Below are 17091 nucleotides of genomic sequence, written 5' to 3' on the forward strand. Positions count from 1 at the left end.
CGTCGACGTGCCCTTGGATGAAGTCGCCCGCCGCGCCAGGGTGAGCATCGGCACGCTCTACAACAACTTTCCCAACCGGGGAGCCCTGCTCGACGCCGTCCTTCCGGACCGGCTCGCCGAGCTCGAAGGACTGGCCGCAGTCGCGCTGGCCGACGACGACGCCTGGCGCGGGTTCACCGGATTCCTGGACGGCATGTTCGCGTTACAGGCCCGCGACCGGTCCATCAACGAGGCGATCTCACGCAGCTCCGTCGGCGGCGTGGACGTCGGCGCCGAATGCGGTCGCGGTGGCGGCCTTCTGGAATCGGCCGTGACACGTGCCCGCGACGCCGGGGTGCTGCGGCCGGATTTCGGCACGGCCGACCTGGCCACCCTGATCGGGGCCATGGCCCGTGTCATCGCGATGTCCGGGGGTGACGACACAGCGTGGCGGCGTCACCTCGGGTTCGTGCTGGACGGGTTGCGCGTCGCCTGACACGGGTGCCCTCCGCCGCGGCTTGCCCACCGATACCGAGACCCACCCCGTAAGCTCGACTGTGTGCAGCGACGGATCATGGGTATCGAGACCGAATTTGGCGTGACCTGCACTTTTCACGGTCATCGTCGGCTCAGCCCGGACGAGGTCGCCCGCTATCTCTTCCGGCGGGTGGTGTCCTGGGGGCGGAGCTCCAACGTGTTCCTGCGCAACGGGGCCCGGTTGTACCTCGATGTGGGGTCCCACCCCGAGTACGCCACGGCCGAGTGCGACAACCTGGCGCAGCTGGTCACCCACGACCGCGCGGGCGAGCGCGTGCTCGAGGATCTGTTGATCGACGCCGAGCAGCGGCTCACCGATGAGGGCATCGGCGGCGACATCTACCTGTTCAAGAACAACACCGACTCCGCGGGCAACTCCTATGGCTGCCACGAGAATTACCTCATCGTGCGGGCGGGGGAGTTCTCCCGGATCTCCGATGTGCTGCTGCCCTTCCTGGTCACCCGGCAGCTGATCTGCGGTGCGGGCAAGGTGCTGCAAACCCCGAAGGCCGCGACGTTCTGCCTCAGTCAGCGCGCCGAGCACATCTGGGAGGGCGTCTCGAGCGCCACCACCCGGTCGCGCCCCATCATCAACACCCGCGACGAACCGCACGCCGACGCCGAAAAGTACCGCCGTCTGCACGTGATCGTCGGCGACTCGAACATGAGCGAGACCACCACCATGCTCAAGGTGGGCACCGCGTCCCTGGTCCTCGAGATGATCGAGGCCGGGGTGGCGTTCCGCGATTTCTCGCTGGACAACCCGATCCGGGCAATCCGCGAGGTCAGCCACGACCTGACCGGGCGCCGGCCGGTGCGCCTTGCCGGTGGCCGTCAGGCCAGCGCCCTGGACATCCAGCGCGAGTACTACGGCCGGGCCGTGGAGTACCTGCAGACCCGTGAGTCCAACCCGCAGGTCGATCAGGTCGTCGACCTGTGGGGCCGCCAGCTCGACGCGGTCGAGGCCCAGGACTTCGCCAAGGTCGACACCGAGATCGACTGGGTCATCAAGCGCAAACTGTTCCAGCGCTACCAGGACCGCTACGACATGGAGCTGTCCGACCCGAAGATCGCCCAGCTGGATCTGGCGTACCACGACATCAAGCGCGGCCGCGGCGTGTTCGACCTGCTGCAGCGCAAGGGCCTGGCCACCCGGATCACCACCGACGAGGAGATCGAGGCTGCGGTGAACACCCCGCCGCAGACCACCCGGGCCAAGCTGCGTGGCGAATTCATCAGTGCCGCACAGGAAGCCGGGCGGGACTTCACGGTCGACTGGGTACACCTAAAGCTCAACGACCAGGCGCAACGCACCGTCCTGTGCAAGGACCCGTTCCGCTCGGTCGACGAGCGGGTCAAGCGGCTGATCGCGAGCATGTGAGCCCCTGCCGGTTCACTGTGAGTCTTTGACGCTTGCGTTAGGACATGCCGGCGCCGGGTATTTCTGCCCGATGCTGCACTCACTGATACTCGCCAGTCCCGACGCCCCGATGGCAGCAGGCTTCATCCTCCGCGGCATCAAAGGCATCTTCGTTCTGATCGGTAGCGTCATCGCGGCCATCATCTGCGCCGTCATCGCGGGCACGAAGGGGCGCAGCGCGATCGGCTGGGGCATCCTCGGGCTGTTCTTCTCGATCCTGACGCTGATCGTGGTGATCGTCATCCCCAAGAAGAAGTGAGGCGTACCGGGGAAATGTACCGGCGCCGGTGACGGGAACGGGTGCCGCCACGGCTTAGGATTCTGCAGTGGCGACATCCAAGGTCGAGCGGTTGATGAATCTGGTCATCGCGCTCCTGGCCACCAGCAGCTATCTGACCGCCGACAAGATCCGCAACTCCGTCGCCGGATACAACGAAAGCCCCAGCGACGAGGCCTTCTCCCGGATGTTCGAGCGGGACAAGAACGAACTGCGGGACCTGGGCATCCCACTGGAGACCGGGCGGGTGTCGGCGTTCGACCCGACGGAGGGTTACCGCATCAACCGGGACGCCTACGCCCTGCCGCCGGTCCAGCTGACCGACGACGAGGCTGCCGCGGTGGCGGTCGCCACCCAGTTGTGGCAGTCCCCGGAGTTGGTGACCGCGACCCAGAGCGCGGTCCTCAAACTGCGCGCCGCCGGGGTGGACGTCGACGCCGACGCCGACGTCGCGATCACCTCGACCGCCAGTCTGCCCGGCCTGCGTGGTTCCGAAGAGGTGTTGCGAGTCTTGTTGTCCGCCATCGATTCCGGGCACGCCGTGCAGTTCGATCACCGGCCGGCGCGCAGCGAGCCGTTCCGGACCCGCACCGTCGAACCCTGGGGTGTGGTGACCCATCGCGGGCGGTGGTACCTGGTGGGGCACGACCGGGATCGCGATGACATCAGGACCTTTCGGCTCTCCCGGATCGGGAGTGTGCCCGCGCAGGTGGGACCGGCGGGCGCCGTGCACAAACCGGTCGAGGTGAACCTGCGCGAGGTGGTGGCCCGGGTTGTCGCCGAGATCCCCACCGGAGAGCGGGCCCGCGTCTGGATCGCCGACGGCCGGGCCACCGCCCTGCGCCGTCAGGCCACCGAGACCCGGCCCGAGACGTTCGACGATCGTCCTGGTGAGGTGATCACCGTCGACATCGGTATGTCGGACCGGCTGGCCCGCGAGATCGCCAGTTACGGTAGCGATGCCGTGGCCCTGGAGCCGCCGGCATTGCGTGAGGACGTGGTGGCCCGGCTGCGGGCGCAGGCGGAGGTCTCGGTCCCATGACACAGGTGTCCGAGCGGCTGGTCCGGCTGCTGAACATGGTGCCGTACTTCCAGGCCCATCCGCAGATCAGTCACGAGGAGGCGGCGGCCGAACTCGGCGTCACCCGCAAGCAACTGCTCGCCGACCTCAACCAGCTGTGGATGTGCGGGCTGCCCGGCGGCGGGCCGGGCGACCTGATCGACCTGGACTTCGACGGCGACAACATCGAGGTGATCTTCTCCGCAGGCATGGACCGCGCTCTGCGGCTGACCTCGCCGGAGGCGACCGGCATCCTGGTGGCCCTGCGCGCTCTGCTGGATGTGCCGGGCATCCTCGACCCGGAGGCCGCACGCAGTGCGATCGCCAAGATCGAATCGGCGGCCGGGTCCACCCTGGCGGTCGAGGACCCGACGCACACCGAGAGCGCCCCCGCCGCGGCGGTGCGTGCCGCGACGCGGACGGGCCGCGCGCTGTCCATCGAGTACCACTCGGCATCCCATGACGCGGTGTCGGTGCGCGTCGTCGACCCCATCCGCGTGGTTTTGGTGGGCGACACCAGCTATCTGGAGGCGTGGTGCCGGTCGGCGGAGGGCGTGCGCCTGTTCCGGTTCGACCGGATCGTCAGCGCGGAGGTGCTCGACGAACCGTCCGCCCCACCCGAACCGGCGGTGGCGGCCGAACCCGACACGTCGCTGTTCGACGCCGACCCTGCGCTGCCGGCGGCGACGCTGCTCATCGACCGTTCGGCCTCATGGATGTTCGACTACTACCCATTGCGGGTGGTGCGCGAGCTGCCCGGCGGCGCCTTCGAGGCCGCCATGACCTACGCCTCGGACGCCTGGATGGCCCGATTCGTGCTGGGCTTCGGCTCGGCCGTGCGGGTGCTGGAACCGGCGGCGCTCGCGGCACGGGTGCGGGAGTCGGCCGCGGCCGCGCTGCATGCTTACGAAGACGGGTAGACTCGGGCTCAATCTTTTGGAGGTGACTGAATGGGCGGTCTTCAACCGTGGCATTGGTTGATCGTCATCGCGGTGTTCGTTCTGCTGTTCGGCGCCAAGAAGCTCCCGGACGCGGCACGTTCGCTGGGCAAGTCGATGCGGATCTTCAAGTCGGAGATCAAGGAGATGCAGGCCGAGTCGCACACCGACTCCGAGCCGGCCAAGCCGATCACCTCGGAGCGTGTCGACACCCCCGCGCCCGAGCAGACCTCCGATAAACGGCCGGCCTGACAGCTTCGCGCTCATCCGTTGCGGCCTGACGCCGTGGCGTAGTGGCGTGTTCTGACCCATGTCCGGAATCTTCAAAAAGCTCGACCCACGGCAGCGCCGTGCCCGGGCCAATCCCGACGGCACCATGTCGCTCGTCGACCATCTGGCCGAGCTGCGCAATCGACTGCTGATCGCCCTGGCGGCTGTCGTGGTGACCACCACGCTGGGCTTCTTCTGGTACACCCACGGCTTCTTCGGTCTGCACAGCCTCGGTGAGTGGCTGCGCGGACCGTATTGCGCGCTGCCGGATTCGGCGCGCGCGTCCATCTCCCCGGACGGCCAGTGCCGGCTGTTGGCGACGGCGCCCTTCGACCAGTTCATGCTGCGCCTGAAGGTCGCGCTGACCGCAGGTGTGGTGCTGGCCTGCCCGGTGTGGCTGCACCAGATCTGGGCGTTCATCACCCCTGGGCTGTACAAGAAGGAACGTCGCTTCGCGATGTTGTTCGTGGGGTTCGGCGCCACGCTGTTCATCACCGGCGCGATCCTGGCCTATGTGGTGCTGGCCAAGGCGCTGAGTTTCCTGCTGACCGTCGGCAGTGACGTCCAGGTGACCGCGCTCAACGGTGACCAGTACTTCGGGTTCCTGCTCAACCTGCTGCTGGTGTTCGGGATCAGCTTCGAATTCCCGCTGCTGATCATCATGCTGAACCTGATCGGGGTGCTGACCTACGACAAGCTCAAGGCATGGCGGCGGGGGCTGATCTTCGGCGTGTTCGTCTTCGCGGCGCTGGCGACCCCGGGCTCCGACCCGTTCTCGATGCTGGCGTTGTCGTGCGCCTTGACGCTGCTACTCGAATTCTCGATCCAGATTGCGCGCCTGCACGATTCGCGCAAGGCCAAACGCAGCGCTGCCGAGGACGTGCCCGACGACGAGGCTGCGCCCATCGGGCCGGCCGAACCGATCGCGCCGCCGGCCACCGTGGCGTCCGGGACGAAGATCGATGACGACGCCACCTGAGCTGAGCGCATTCGCCGCAGCGCTGCCGTTCCCGCTCGACGGATTCCAGATCAAGGCGTGCACCGCGTTGGAAGCCGGGCACGGCGTCCTGGTGTGCGCACCCACGGGCGCAGGCAAGACCGTGGTGGGCGAGTTCGCGGTGCATCTCGCGCTGGCTGCCGGCCGCAAATGCTTCTACACCACGCCCATCAAGGCGCTGAGCAACCAGAAGCACGCCGACCTGGTGGCACGCTACGGGCCCGACAAGGTCGGGCTACTCACCGGTGATCAGTCGATAAACAGCGACGCTCCGGTGGTCATCATGACCACCGAGGTGCTGCGCAACATGCTCTACGCCGATTCGCCGGCACTGCGCGGCCTTTCCCACGTCGTGATGGACGAGGTGCACTTCCTCGCCGACCGGATGCGCGGGGCGGTGTGGGAGGAGGTCATCCTGCACCTGCCCGAGGAGGTGCGGCTGGTCAGTCTCTCGGCGACGGTGAGCAATGCCGAGGAGTTCGGCGGCTGGATCAAGACCGTGCGTGGCGACACCACCGTCGTGGTCGACGAGCACCGGCCGGTACCGCTGTCGCAGCACATGATGGTTGGCAAGCGGCTCTTCGACCTGTTCGAGGGCACCGACCGCACCTTGGTGGCACCCGAACTGCTGCGGCATATCGCGCACCGGCGGGAAGCGGACCGCCAGGCCGACTGGCAGCCGCGCGGACGCGGCCGTCAGCAGGGCCGGACCAGCCTCAACCGGCCACCCACCCGGCCCGAGGTGATCAGCACCCTCGATGCCGAAGGCCTTTTGCCCGCAATCACTTTCGTGTTCTCCCGGGCGGGCTGCGATGCCGCCGTGAAACAGTGCCTGCGTTCGTCGCTGCGCCTCACCGACGACGAGCAACGCGCGCGCATCGCCGAGGTCATCGACCGCCGCTGCACGGATCTGGCCGAATCCGACCTGGTGGTGCTCGGCTACTACGAGTGGCGCGAAGGACTGTTGCGCGGATTGGCCGCCCACCACGCGGGCATGTTGCCGGTATTTCGCCACACCGTCGAGGAGCTGTTCACCGCGGGCCTGGTGAAGGCGGTATTCGCCACGGAGACACTGGCTTTGGGCATCAATATGCCGGCTCGCACGGTGGTGCTGGAACGGCTGGTGAAGTACAACGGTGAGCAGCATGCACCGTTGACGCCGGGGGAGTACACCCAACTGACCGGCCGGGCGGGTCGCCGCGGCATCGACGTCGAAGGCCATGCGGTGGTGCTGTGGGATCCCCGCGACGACGCCGCCGAACCCGCCGAAGTCGCCGGCCTGGCCTCCACCCGCACCTTCCCGCTCAAGAGTTCGTTCGCCCCGTCGTACAACATGACCATCAACCTGGTCAGCCAGCTCGGCCCCACCCAGGCCCGCAAGCTGCTGGAACGGTCTTTCGCGCAATTCCAGGCGGACCGTTCGGTGGTCGGACTGGTCCGCGGGATCAGCCGGGGCGAGACCATGCTCGGCGAGATCGCCAAGGAACTCGGCGGCAAGAATTCCGGCGTCCTGGACTACGCCCGGATCCGGGCGGACATCTCGGCCCGCGAACGCGCCCAGACCCGCGCGTCGCGGCTGCAGCGCAGGCACGCCGCCGACGAGGCGTTGGCCGGCTTACGCCGTGGCGACATCATCACCATCAGCCAGGGCCGCCGCGGCGGCCTGGCCGTCGTGCTCGAACCGGCCCGCGACAGTGACGATCCGCGCCCGCTCGTCCTCACCGAACACCGCTGGGCCGGCCGGATCTCGTCGTCGGACTACTCGGGCGCCTCGGCACCGCTGGGTTCGATGAGCCTGCCCAAGTTCGTCGAGCACCGCCAGCCCAGGGTGCGCCGCGACCTGGCCTCGGCGTTGCGTTCGGCCGCGGCCGGGCTGCGGGTGCCGTCCGGCAAGCGGTCACCGGACGGTGACCGCGACGTCGATCCCGAACTGCCCGGACTGCGCGACCAGTTACGCCGCCACCCCGTGCACTCGGCCGCCGACCGCGAGCAGCAGGTCCGGATCGCCGAGCGGTATCTGCGTATCGAGCGCGACAATGCACAGCTACAGCAGAAGGTCTCCGCCGCGACGAATTCGCTGGCGCGGACTTTCGACCGCATCCTGGTCCTGCTCACCGAACGCGGCTTCATCGAAGGCCGCGACGAGGACACCAAGGTCACCGACGATGGCCGGCTGCTGGCTAGGATCTACAGCGAGAGCGACCTCCTGGTGGCCGAATGCCTGCGCGGCGCGGCGTGGGCCGGCCTGGACGCCGCCGAACTGGCCGGGGTGATCTCGGCGGTGCTCTTCGAGTCCCGGGGTGACGGACAGACACCGCAAGGTGTGGACCTGTCGTCCTCAAGGCTGCGCACCGCGCTGACGGCCACCCGGCGGATCTCCTCGGACCTGCGCGCCGATGAGAACCGGCACCGCATCGCGCCCAGCCGCGAAATCGACTACGGCTTCGTCGCCGCCATCCACCGCTGGGCGACCACCGGCGACCTCGCGGGCGCGCTGCAGGCCTCCGATGTGAACCGCAACGGGTCGGCACTGCCGGCGGGTGATTTCGTGCGCTGGTGCCGTCAGGTTCTCGACCTGCTGGATCAGGTACGCAACGCGGCGCCGGATGCGGCACTTCGCACCGCCGCCAAACGTGGGATCAACGACATCCGGCGCGGTGTCGTGGCGGTCGATTCGGCTTAGCGTCGGCGTAGATTGAGCGGGCCGCGCTGGCGGCCGGTTCCGCCTGCTCACCGAGCCTGAACGGTACTGTGTTGCCAACGGACCTCAACCAAGGAGAGACATGAGCGGACCGCAGGGATCTGACCCGACGCAGGCGTGGCCGGGTCAGCCGCCGCAGTCCGGCGGAGCACAGCCGCCGAGCGATCAGAACGCTTGGCAGCCGCCGTCCACGCCCGAGCAGCAGCCCACCACCGAGGCACCGGCCTGGCAGCCGCCGGCCTATCAGACGCCGCAGTATCCCCAGTACCAGCCGCCCGCCCAGCAGGGGCCGCCGCAGTACAACCCGCAGCAGTACGGCCAGCAGCCCGAGCAGTACGGCCAGCAGCCCACCGCCTACGCCCCGCAGGGTTACCCACAGGGTTACCCGCAGCAGTACGGGCAGCCGCCGCAGTACGACCCGTCGGCCCAGCAGTACGGGCAGCCGCAGCAGTACGGCCAGCCCGGTCAGTACGACCCGAACAATCCGCAGTACTCGCCCTATGGCGCGCCCGTGCCGGCCGAGGAGGGCTCGAAGAAGTCGCTCGCCGTCATCGGCGGTGTTGTGGGTCTGCTCGCCGCTATCATCGTTGCGGTGGTGCTGGTGCTCGGTTTCTGGAAGCCGGGCTGGTTCGTCACCACCAAGCTCGATGTCGGCGCGGCGCAGACCGGTGTGCAGCAGATCCTCACCGACGAGGCCAATGGGTACGGCGCGAAGAACGTCAAGGACGTCACCTGCAACGACGGCAACAGCCCGACGGTGAAGAAGGGCGAGAGCTTCGACTGCGTGGTCAGCATCGACGGCACCAAGCGCCAGGTCACCGTCACCTTCCAGGACGACAAGGGCACCTACGAGGTCGGTCGGCCCAAGTAACCGGCACTCCGCGCCAACAGACACCGACTCCCGCATTCCTCGACGGACATGCGGGAGTCGGTGTCTGTTGGGCAGTTACAAGCGATCCAATGCCTTCTGCAGCCGGCCGATCGACGACGTCACCCCGAATTCGCCGGCCAATTCGGCGACGCGGGCCGGGTCGGCCGCGGCCAGCGGCAGCGTGTCGGTCGGGGTGGACATCGTCACGGCGGCGTCGGTGGCGACGCGCACCACTGTCTCGGCCGCGGTGATGTAGTCGGTGGCGGCCAGCAGCTTCTTGCGCTGTGCGGTCGGAAGTTTCGACGACGGGTCCGTGGCAGCGTCGATGATCGCCGCCAGCGAGCCGTACTGGCCCAGCAGGGTCGTCGCGGTCTTCTCACCGATACCGGCGACGCCGGGCAGGCCGTCGGAGGCGTCCCCGCGCAGCAGCGCCAGCTCGGCGTACGCCGGTCCGGCCCGGTCGATCGGGACGCCGTAGGTGTCGGCGACCTCGGCAGGCCCGAACAGCGTGGCCTTGGCCAGGCCGCGGCCGATGTAGAACACCCGGACGGTGGGTGGCCCGTCGTCCACGAGTTGCAGCAGATCGCGGTCGCCGCTGACCACGATCACCGGGTCGCGCTGCTCCCTCGATGCCAGCGTGCCCAGCACGTCGTCGGCCTCGAAACCCGGTGCGCCCGCGGTGGCGATCCCGAACGCGTCGAGCATCGACATGATCATCTCGACCTGAGGGGTCAGCTCGTCGGGCACTTCCTCGATGTCGGGCTCGCCGGCGGGCTCCTCGACCGCGACCCGGTGCGCCTTGTAGGACGGGATCAGGTCGACCCGCCACTGCGGTCGCCAGTCCAGATCCAGGCAGACCACCAGGCGCCCGGGCCGGTGCGTGGTGACGAGGGTGGCGATGTTGTCCAGGAAGCCGCGCAGCGCGTTGACGGGCCGCCCGTCCGGCGCGGTGATCGAGGACGGCACCCCGAAGAAGGACCGGAACCACATGCTGGCCCCGTCGAGGAGTAACACCGGCTGCGTCATGCCTGCACCGTCCGGAAGACGTACGAGGCCGAGGTGATCACCTTGTCGCCGTTGCCTTCGTCGTGCAGCAGCGCCCGCACCGCGACCGTTCCCTCGGGGCCGGGGATCGGTTCGGTCGCCACCCGGAACGGGCCGGCCTTCCCGCGGGCCAGGAACATCACATGCACCGAGATGCCTTGGACGGCAACACCGGCCGCGTCCGCGGCGGCGGCTTCCAGGATGACGAACTGCGGCCCGATGTGCAGGGCCGCGTCCGGGGAGGCGACTTCGGCCGACAGTTCGGGCAGCGCCCACGACCCGTCGTCGCGGCGGAATCCGCCGAAGACCTGCCACAGCGGCGGAAGGTCGGGCGAATCCAGCACCTCGATGTTGTCGACCTCCATTTTCTGCAGGCCGTCGGGCGGTACCCCGATGGTCACGCCCTGGCCCTCGATCAGGGCAAGTACCCGCTCGGGGTGGTCGGCATCGACGATCTTGGCGCGGCTGTACCCCATCTGCCTGCCCCGCCGCAGCTCCTCGGAGATGATCTCGATCCGCCGCACATCGGTTCCGGGGTCGACGATCTGGCAGGAATGGATGACAGGGTTGGGCACCGCCTCGAGGTCTGACATGTGCCCGCTCTCCGGGGCGCAGATGCCCAGGACCGCGAACAGCAGCCCGCCGCCGGGGTTGCGCATGTCGTGCCGCACGGCGACGGTGTTGGGCACGTCGCGGGGATCCATGTTCGCGTACTGCCTGCCGATGTAGCGGTAGCTGAGCAGGCCGCCCCAGCGGCGCCGCAATTCCTCGGCGTACGCCTCGTGCTGGCCGGTCAGCTCACGGATGTCCCTCAGCATGAGCCTGACAGTAGCGCGAGCCGGATTCCCGATTAATGTCGATGGCATGACTGGCCGCTTCAGCACCGACGTGTACGCCCACCGGCTTGAGATCGCGGCCGCCAGCGCCGCCGAGGCCGGATTGGCCGGCCTGGTCATCACGCCGGGGTATGACCTGCGCTACCTGGTCGGGTCACGGGCGCAGACCTTCGAGCGGTTGACCGCGCTGGTGCTGCCCGCCGACGGTACGGCGGCGACGGTTGTCGTGCCCCGCCTGGAACTGGCCGCGCTGAAGGAGTCCGCCGTCCCGGATCTCGGTGTGACGGTGCGTGATTGGGTGGACGGGGAGAACCCCTACCAGCTGGTCGCCGATGCGCTGAGCGGCAGTGCCGTCGCCGTCACCGATTCGATGCCCGCCCTGCATCTGCTCCCGCTGGCCGACCTGTTGGGCAGCGTGCCGGTGCTGGCCACCGACGTGTTGCGCCGGCTCCGGATGATCAAGGACCCGGCCGAGATCGACGCGTTGCGCAAGGCCGGCGCCGCCATCGACCGGGTGCACGCCCGGGTACCGGAGTTCCTGGTGCCTGGCCGCACCGAGGCCGATGTCGCGTCAGATATCGCCGAAGCCATTGTCGCCGAAGGGCATTCGGAGGTCGCCTTCATCATCGTCGGGTCCGGACCCAACGGGGCCGACCCGCACCACGAATGCTCCGACCGCGAACTGCGGGCCGGGGACATCGTGGTCGTCGATATCGGCGGACCGTATGAGCCCGGCTACAACTCCGATTCCACCCGCACCTACAGCATCGGCGAACCCGACGCGGGCGTAGCGCAGCAGTACGCGGTGCTGCAGCGGGCCCAGGCCGAGGCCGTGGCCGCCGTGCGCCCGGGGATGAGCGCGGGCGCGGTGGACGCGGTGGCGCGCGATGTGCTCGCGGCCGAGGGCTTGGCCGAGGTGTTCGTGCACCGCACCGGGCACGGAATCGGGCTGTCGGTGCATGAAGAGCCCTACATCGTTGCGGGCAACGAGCTGACCCTGGAAGCCGGGATGGCGTTCTCGGTGGAGCCGGGGATCTACTTCCCCGGCCTGTGGGGAGCCCGGATCGAGGACATCGTCGTCGTCACCGAGGACGGGGCCGAGTCGGTCAACAACCGGCCGCACGACCTCGTGGTGGTACCCATCTGAGCCGCGACACGCCCATGGCGCGCGACACTGACCGAAGGTCTAGGTCGTCTCGCCGCGATCCAGCAGACCCGAGGATCCGAGGACGCGCTGCACCCGGACCTCGATGACGACGCGGCGCGGGTTCACCCGCGGAGTGCGGTAGCGCTGGGCGTAACGCAGCTCGGCATCGCGCACGTCGTCCGCGTCGGAGCTGACGGTGGCCGCGCCTTCCAGCGACAGCCAGCGTGCACCGTCGACCTGGCTGAGCACTGCGACACCGCGCTCAGCGGCGTTGACGGCCTTCTGCGAGCCGCCGGTGGTGATCACCCTGGCGATGTGGGTCTTGGGATCGAAAGTGAAGCCGACGGCCACCACGTGCGGCGAATTGTCGCTTCGCAGGGTGGTCAGCATGGCCAGATGCCGTTCCGTCAGGAACGCCAGTGCATCGTTGGTCAGCCGGGTGGTCGGCTTTCGACCGGAAGTAGACATCGGGGTCCACGCTAGCGCAGGCCATAATCGCAGCCATGAAGGACACACCGGCCGGCGGTGCCGTCGTCGTTTTCGGCGGCCGCAGTGAGATCGGCCTGGAGCTGGCCAAGCGGCTGGCACCCGGGAACACCGTCGTGTTGGCCGCCCGGCGCGCCGATCAGCTCACCGAACAGGTCGACGCGCTGCGGGCCGCCGGTGCCGCCGACGTCCGGGTGCGTGAATTCGATGCCGACGATGTCGGCGCGCATCAGGCGGTGGTGGCCGCCATCGAAGCCGACGCCGGCCCCATCGGGACGGCGATCCTGGCGTTCGGGATCCTCGGCGGCCAGGAGCGCGCCGAGTCCGACCCGGCGCACGCCGTGGCCGTCGTGCACACCGATTACGTGGCCCAGGTCAGCCTGCTCACGGTGCTCGCCGCGGGGATGCGGGCCCGCGACAGTGGACGACTGGTGGTGTTCTCCTCCATTGCCGGCGCCCGGGTGCGCCGCGCCAACTACGTCTACGGGTCGGCCAAGGCGGGTCTGGACGGCTTCGCCTGCGGGTTGTCCGACGCTCTGCACGGCACCGGCGTGCGATTGCTGATCGTGCGGCCCGGGTTCGTCATCGGCCATATGACCGAGGGTATGGAGCCTGCTCCGCTGTCGAGCACGCCCGAGCAGGTGGCCGAAGCGACGGCCCGAGCATTGGACCGGGGCAAGTCGGCGGTGTGGGTGCCGTGGTCGATCCGGCCGCTGATCTTCACGACGAGGCTTGTGCCGCAGGCGATCTGGCGGAGGATGCCGCGATGAGCGCTTGCGCGAAGAGCCGAGGGCCCCGATGAACATCGTGGTGGTCGGTATCGGCGCGGACGGGATGGCTGGGTTGTCACCGAAATCTGCCGACGAATTACGCAGCGCCACCGTCGTTTACGGGTCACCACGGCAGCTCGAGCTGCTCGATGACAGCATTCCCGCGCAACGCCGCGAATGGCCGTCACCCATGCTGCCCGCGCTGACCACCCTGTTCGACGGTCTGGACACGGTGCACGTGGTGGCGTCCGGGGACCCGATGCTGCACGGCATCGGCGCCACCCTGATCCGGGTGTTCGGCACCGGCGCGGTCCGGGTGCTGCCGCACGTGTCCTCGGTGACGCTGGCCTGCGCCCGGGTGGGCTGGTCGGTGCAGGACACCGAGGTGATCAGCCTGGTGACGGCCGCCCCGACGGCCGCGGTGCGCCGGGGCGGGCAGGCGATCATTCTCAGCCGCGACGGACAGACCCCCGCCGCACTGGCTCGGCTGCTCTCCGAAACCGGCCGCGGCACATCGGAATTCACCGTGCTGGAACAGCTCGGCGGGCCGGGAGAGCGGATGCGCCACACGGTGGCCGGGGAGTTCGCCGGGGCTGTCGATGATCTCAATGTCGTCGCAGTGCGCTACCTGCCCGACGAGCGCCGCTTCCACACCCTGCCCGACGACGCGTTCGCCCACGACGGGCAGATCACCAAACAGGGCATCCGCGCGGTCACCTTGGCCGCACTCGGGCCGCGGCCGGGAGAACTGTTGTGGGACGTCGGATCCGGTTCGGGCAGTGTGGCGGTCGAATGGTGCCGCAGCGGACCGGGCCTGCGGGCAGTGGCGTTCGAGCGGGACGCGGCACGCCGCGACCGCATCGCCGCCAACGCGCGTGCCTTCGGCGTGCGGGTCGATGTCCGTGGCGCCGCGCCCGACGATTTCGCGGGCGCACCCGCGCCGACGGCAATCTTCATCGGGGGCGGCATCACCACCCCGGGGTTGCTCGACGGGTGCCTCGAGCACCTGACCCCGGGCGGCCGGTTGGTCGCCAACGTGGTAACGGCCGAATCAGAAGCCGTTGTCATCCAGAGGTATTCGACGATAGGTGGGCAGTTGCACCGGTTCCAGCACTACCGAGGTGAGCCCGTCGGCGGGTTCACCGGATTCCGCCCGGCGTATCCGGTCACGCAATGGTCGGTGACCAAGCCGTGACGGTCTACTTCATCGGCGCCGGACCGGGGGCGGCAGACCTCATCACCGTGCGTGGGCAGAAGCTGTTGCAGCGCTGCCCGGTATGCCTGTACGCGGGTTCGATCATGCCCGAGGATTTGTTGGCGCTGTGCCCGCCGGACGCCCGTGTCATCGACACCGGACCGCTGACGCTGGCCCAGATCATCGACGAACTGGTGGCCGCCGACCGGGCCGGTCTGGACGTGGCGCGGCTACATTCCGGGGATCCGTCGATCTACAGCGCACTGGCCGAACAGTGCCGTCACCTCGACGCCCATGGTGTCAGCTACGAGGTCGTGCCGGGTGTGCCCAGCTTTGCCGCGGCGGCGGCCGCGCTGGGACGGGAGCTGACGGTGCCGGGGGTCGCCCAGACGGTCACCCTGACCCGGGTGTCGACGCTGTCCACGGCGATGCCGCCGGGGGAGGATCTGCGTTCGCTTTCCGCACCGGGCGCCACGCTGGTGCTGCATCTGGCTGCGGCGCAGATCGACTCGGTCGTCACCGACCTGACCGCGGGCGGCTACACCACCGAAACACCTTGTGCCGTCGTGGCATACGCCAGCTGGCCGACCCAACAGGTACTCCGCAGCACGCTCAGCGAGGTGGCCGGCCAGATGAAGGAGGCGGGCATCACCAAGACCGCGGTGATCATCGTCGGCGATGTGCTGGCCGCCGAAGGTTTCTCCGACAGCTATCTGTATTCGTCGGGCCGGCGCCGCGGGAGCAGGCACTAGTGCGCGTCCTCATCCTGGGCGGCACCGGCGAGGCGCGCGCCCTGGCCTCCGCCCTGCACCCCGGCGTGCAGGTGATCAGCTCACTGGCCGGCCGGGTGCCAGATCCGGCGCTACCGGTGGGTGAGGTGCGGATCGGCGGATTCGGCGGGGTGAGCGGACTGACGCGCTGGCTGCAGGAACACCCGGTCGACGCCGTGGTCGACGCCACCCACCCGTTCGCGGCGACCATCACCGCCCATGCTGCGCAGGCCTGCGCCGAGACAGGCCGGCCGCATCTGGTGCTGGCACGCCCGGCGTGGCCCACCGGGCACGCGATCGTGGTGGGATCCGACACCCAGGCGGCCAAGACCGTTGCCGAGCACAACTTCTCGCGAGTCTTCCTGACCACCGGGCGGTCTGGCTCCGCGGCGTTCCGGAATGCCGACGCGTGGTTCCTGATCCGTGCCGTCACCGCACCTGAACCGGACACACTGCCGGTCAACCATCAGCTGCTGTTGTCGCGCGGACCCTACGAGTACGAGGGCGAGCTGAAGTTGATGCGCGAGTATGAGATCGACGCGCTGGTCACCAAGAACAGCGGCGGCGCGATGACGGAGGCGAAGATCCGGGCGGCCGAAGCCGCGAGCATCCCCATCGTCATGGTCGATCGCCCGGCGTTGCCCACCGGGGTACGCACGGTGGACACGGTCGAGGCAGCAGTCGACTGGTTGGCTGGGCTGCGCTAGATCAGGGCGAGTGTGTCCAACTCACGGATCGCCGCGCAGGAGCGCTTCGCCATGGCAAGCATCATGTCGTCGCCACGATCGGTCGAGCTGGCGAACGCGGTGCCGAACGCGATGATCAACGGGGCCTGCAGCATGCCGAGGCGATAGTCCCGCCAACAGGTTTCGCGGTCGTAGCCGGTGACCCCCAGCGCCAGCAACTGCGCGTGGTAGGCGTCGACGAGTTCCCCCTCGGCCTGTGCGCGGACCTCCGGGTCCATGCTGGTCGCGGTGAAATAGGACAGGTCCCGCGCCGGTAGGCCGGACCCCAGCGTCTGCCAGTCCACGATGGTGATCTCGGTGTGGCCCGGGTCGAAGAGCATGTTGTCCAGCCGGTAGTCGCCGTGCAGCAGCGCGAATCGGTCGGGTTCGGACAGCAGCCACGGCGTGATGACCGACAGTGACGCTTCCAGCGTCTCGCGATCGGCCGCGGTCATCCGGTCGCCGAGTTTCTCCAGGGTGATCCCGCAGGCCATCTTCGCCACGTCGCCCATCCCGGAAGCCATGTCGGCGTCAGGTCGCGGCATCGCGATGCCGGGGAAGTCGGTCCACTTCGGATCGCACCAACTCGGTGCGTGCAGGCCGGCCAGTGCACGAGCACCGAGCAGGGCGTCACCGGCCGAACAGCCGGCGATCTGGTCGCCCTGTTCGGCGGGGGCCAAATCGGCCAGCAGCAGCGCGAATTCGGCGCCCTCGTCCTCGATCTCGCAGTAGTAGCTGTGCGGGACCGGCACCGAGACGAGGTCGGCGATGTCCTTGTAGAAGGCGTGTTCGGACCGGTAGCCGATGGCGACCCGGTCTCGCACGGTGTCGTCCTGGGACGGCAGTTTGATCGCGAAGCTGCCGGGATGCCCGGCGTCCTCGGCGTAGCCGACCGACAGTCGGTAGGTCGCGCCGGTCTGGCCGGTGCCGATGGGCAGCACATCGATGGTGTGGACCTCGGTGCCCAAGACACCGCTCAACCAGTCCGCCGTCACATCATCGGGATTACGCGGGATCACGAGCGGACAGTAAACCCGCTACTGACGCATGTCAACGATCGTCGACAAG

The 17091-nt window shown here is 68.7% G+C and carries 18 protein-coding genes; 14 read left to right on the forward strand and 4 right to left on the reverse strand.

What is annotated here, in order from left to right; all coding sequences use genetic code 11:
- The first annotated feature begins 40 nt into the window (after window positions 1–40).
- From AC1DY7_RS19385 to AC1DY7_RS19425, 9 genes are all read left to right on the forward strand, one after another.
- Window positions 41–475 (forward strand): TetR/AcrR family transcriptional regulator, encoded by a 435-nt coding sequence (locus tag AC1DY7_RS19385; protein ID WP_477495551.1) that lies wholly within the window; start codon window positions 41–43, stop codon window positions 473–475.
- 63 nt (window positions 476–538) lie between these two features.
- Window positions 539–1897, forward strand: a complete 1359-nt coding sequence (gene pafA, locus AC1DY7_RS19390; RefSeq protein WP_477495329.1) for a Pup--protein ligase — start codon at window positions 539–541, stop codon at window positions 1895–1897.
- Window positions 1898–1922: 25 nt separating this feature from the next.
- Window positions 1923–2195 (forward strand): deoxyribodipyrimidine photolyase, encoded by a 273-nt coding sequence (locus AC1DY7_RS19395; RefSeq protein WP_477495330.1) that lies wholly within the window; start codon window positions 1923–1925, stop codon window positions 2193–2195.
- Window positions 2196–2262: 67 nt separating this feature from the next.
- A complete protein-coding gene (locus AC1DY7_RS19400; RefSeq protein ID WP_477495331.1) occupies window positions 2263–3255 on the forward strand; it encodes a helix-turn-helix transcriptional regulator in 993 nt (330 codons plus the stop codon).
- Window positions 3252–4193 carry a helix-turn-helix transcriptional regulator gene (locus AC1DY7_RS19405; RefSeq protein ID WP_477495332.1) on the forward strand — a complete coding sequence of 314 codons (942 nt, stop codon included), beginning with the start codon at window positions 3252–3254 and terminating at the stop codon, window positions 4191–4193. The genes AC1DY7_RS19400 and AC1DY7_RS19405 overlap by 4 nt, the downstream gene beginning before the upstream one ends.
- A gap of 30 nt (window positions 4194–4223) precedes the next feature.
- The gene (gene tatA, locus AC1DY7_RS19410) at window positions 4224–4463 is read left to right on the forward strand and encodes a Sec-independent protein translocase subunit TatA (protein ID WP_477495333.1); all 240 of its coding nucleotides are present in this window, start codon (window positions 4224–4226) and stop codon (window positions 4461–4463) included.
- 58 nt (window positions 4464–4521) lie between these two features.
- A complete protein-coding gene (gene tatC / locus AC1DY7_RS19415; RefSeq protein WP_477495334.1) occupies window positions 4522–5460 on the forward strand; it encodes a twin-arginine translocase subunit TatC in 939 nt (312 codons plus the stop codon).
- On the forward strand, window positions 5444–8161 hold the full coding sequence (locus AC1DY7_RS19420) for a DEAD/DEAH box helicase (protein WP_477495335.1): 2718 nt from the start codon (window positions 5444–5446) through the stop codon (window positions 8159–8161). Before tatC ends, AC1DY7_RS19420 begins: the two co-directional genes overlap by 17 nt.
- 100 nt (window positions 8162–8261) lie before the next feature.
- On the forward strand, window positions 8262–9050 hold the full coding sequence (locus AC1DY7_RS19425) for a DUF4333 domain-containing protein (RefSeq protein WP_477495336.1): 789 nt from the start codon (window positions 8262–8264) through the stop codon (window positions 9048–9050).
- Window positions 9051–9125: 75 nt separating this feature from the next.
- On the opposite strand, the gene AC1DY7_RS19430 is transcribed toward AC1DY7_RS19425, so the two are convergent.
- The gene (locus AC1DY7_RS19430) at window positions 9126–10076 is read right to left on the reverse strand and encodes a 5'-3' exonuclease (RefSeq protein WP_477495337.1); all 951 of its coding nucleotides are present in this window, start codon (window positions 10074–10076) and stop codon (window positions 9126–9128) included.
- Window positions 10073–10912, reverse strand: coding sequence for a hypothetical protein (locus AC1DY7_RS19435; protein ID WP_477495338.1), 840 nt, complete (start codon window positions 10910–10912; stop codon window positions 10073–10075). The genes AC1DY7_RS19430 and AC1DY7_RS19435 overlap by 4 nt, the downstream gene beginning before the upstream one ends.
- A gap of 46 nt (window positions 10913–10958) precedes the next feature.
- Between AC1DY7_RS19435 and AC1DY7_RS19440 the strand changes: the two genes are divergently transcribed.
- The gene (locus AC1DY7_RS19440; protein ID WP_477495339.1) at window positions 10959–12077 is read left to right on the forward strand and encodes a M24 family metallopeptidase; all 1119 of its coding nucleotides are present in this window, start codon (window positions 10959–10961) and stop codon (window positions 12075–12077) included.
- A gap of 39 nt (window positions 12078–12116) precedes the next feature.
- Here AC1DY7_RS19440 and AC1DY7_RS19445 read toward each other — a convergent pair whose 3' ends face one another.
- On the reverse strand, window positions 12117–12545 hold the full coding sequence (locus AC1DY7_RS19445; protein WP_477495340.1) for a F420-dependent biliverdin reductase: 429 nt from the start codon (window positions 12543–12545) through the stop codon (window positions 12117–12119).
- Between the two features lie 35 nt (window positions 12546–12580).
- Between AC1DY7_RS19445 and AC1DY7_RS19450 the strand changes: the two genes are divergently transcribed.
- From AC1DY7_RS19450 to AC1DY7_RS19465, 4 genes are read left to right on the forward strand one after another with little or no spacing between them, the layout of a single operon-like run.
- A complete protein-coding gene (locus tag AC1DY7_RS19450; RefSeq protein ID WP_477495341.1) occupies window positions 12581–13333 on the forward strand; it encodes an SDR family NAD(P)-dependent oxidoreductase in 753 nt (250 codons plus the stop codon).
- A gap of 28 nt (window positions 13334–13361) precedes the next feature.
- Window positions 13362–14528: a precorrin-6y C5,15-methyltransferase (decarboxylating) subunit CbiE gene (gene cbiE, locus AC1DY7_RS19455; protein ID WP_477495342.1), complete on the forward strand. Its 1167-nt coding sequence runs from the start codon at window positions 13362–13364 to the stop codon at window positions 14526–14528.
- Entirely contained in the window at window positions 14525–15280 is a 756-nt protein-coding gene (cobM, locus tag AC1DY7_RS19460; protein ID WP_477495552.1) for a precorrin-4 C(11)-methyltransferase, read from the forward strand. Before cbiE ends, cobM begins: the two co-directional genes overlap by 4 nt.
- Complete coding sequence (locus AC1DY7_RS19465; RefSeq protein WP_477495343.1) at window positions 15280–16005, forward strand: cobalt-precorrin-6A reductase; 726 nt, start codon at window positions 15280–15282, stop codon at window positions 16003–16005. The genes cobM and AC1DY7_RS19465 overlap by 1 nt, the downstream gene beginning before the upstream one ends.
- Here the strand turns inward: AC1DY7_RS19465 and AC1DY7_RS19470 are convergent.
- Entirely contained in the window at window positions 16002–17042 is a 1041-nt protein-coding gene (locus tag AC1DY7_RS19470) for a phosphotransferase family protein (protein ID WP_477495344.1), read from the reverse strand. The genes AC1DY7_RS19465 and AC1DY7_RS19470 overlap by 4 nt on opposite strands.
- Window positions 17043–17091 lie beyond the last annotated feature (49 nt).

The sequence above is a fragment of the Mycobacterium sp. P2_H7 genome, from assembly GCF_056403275.1.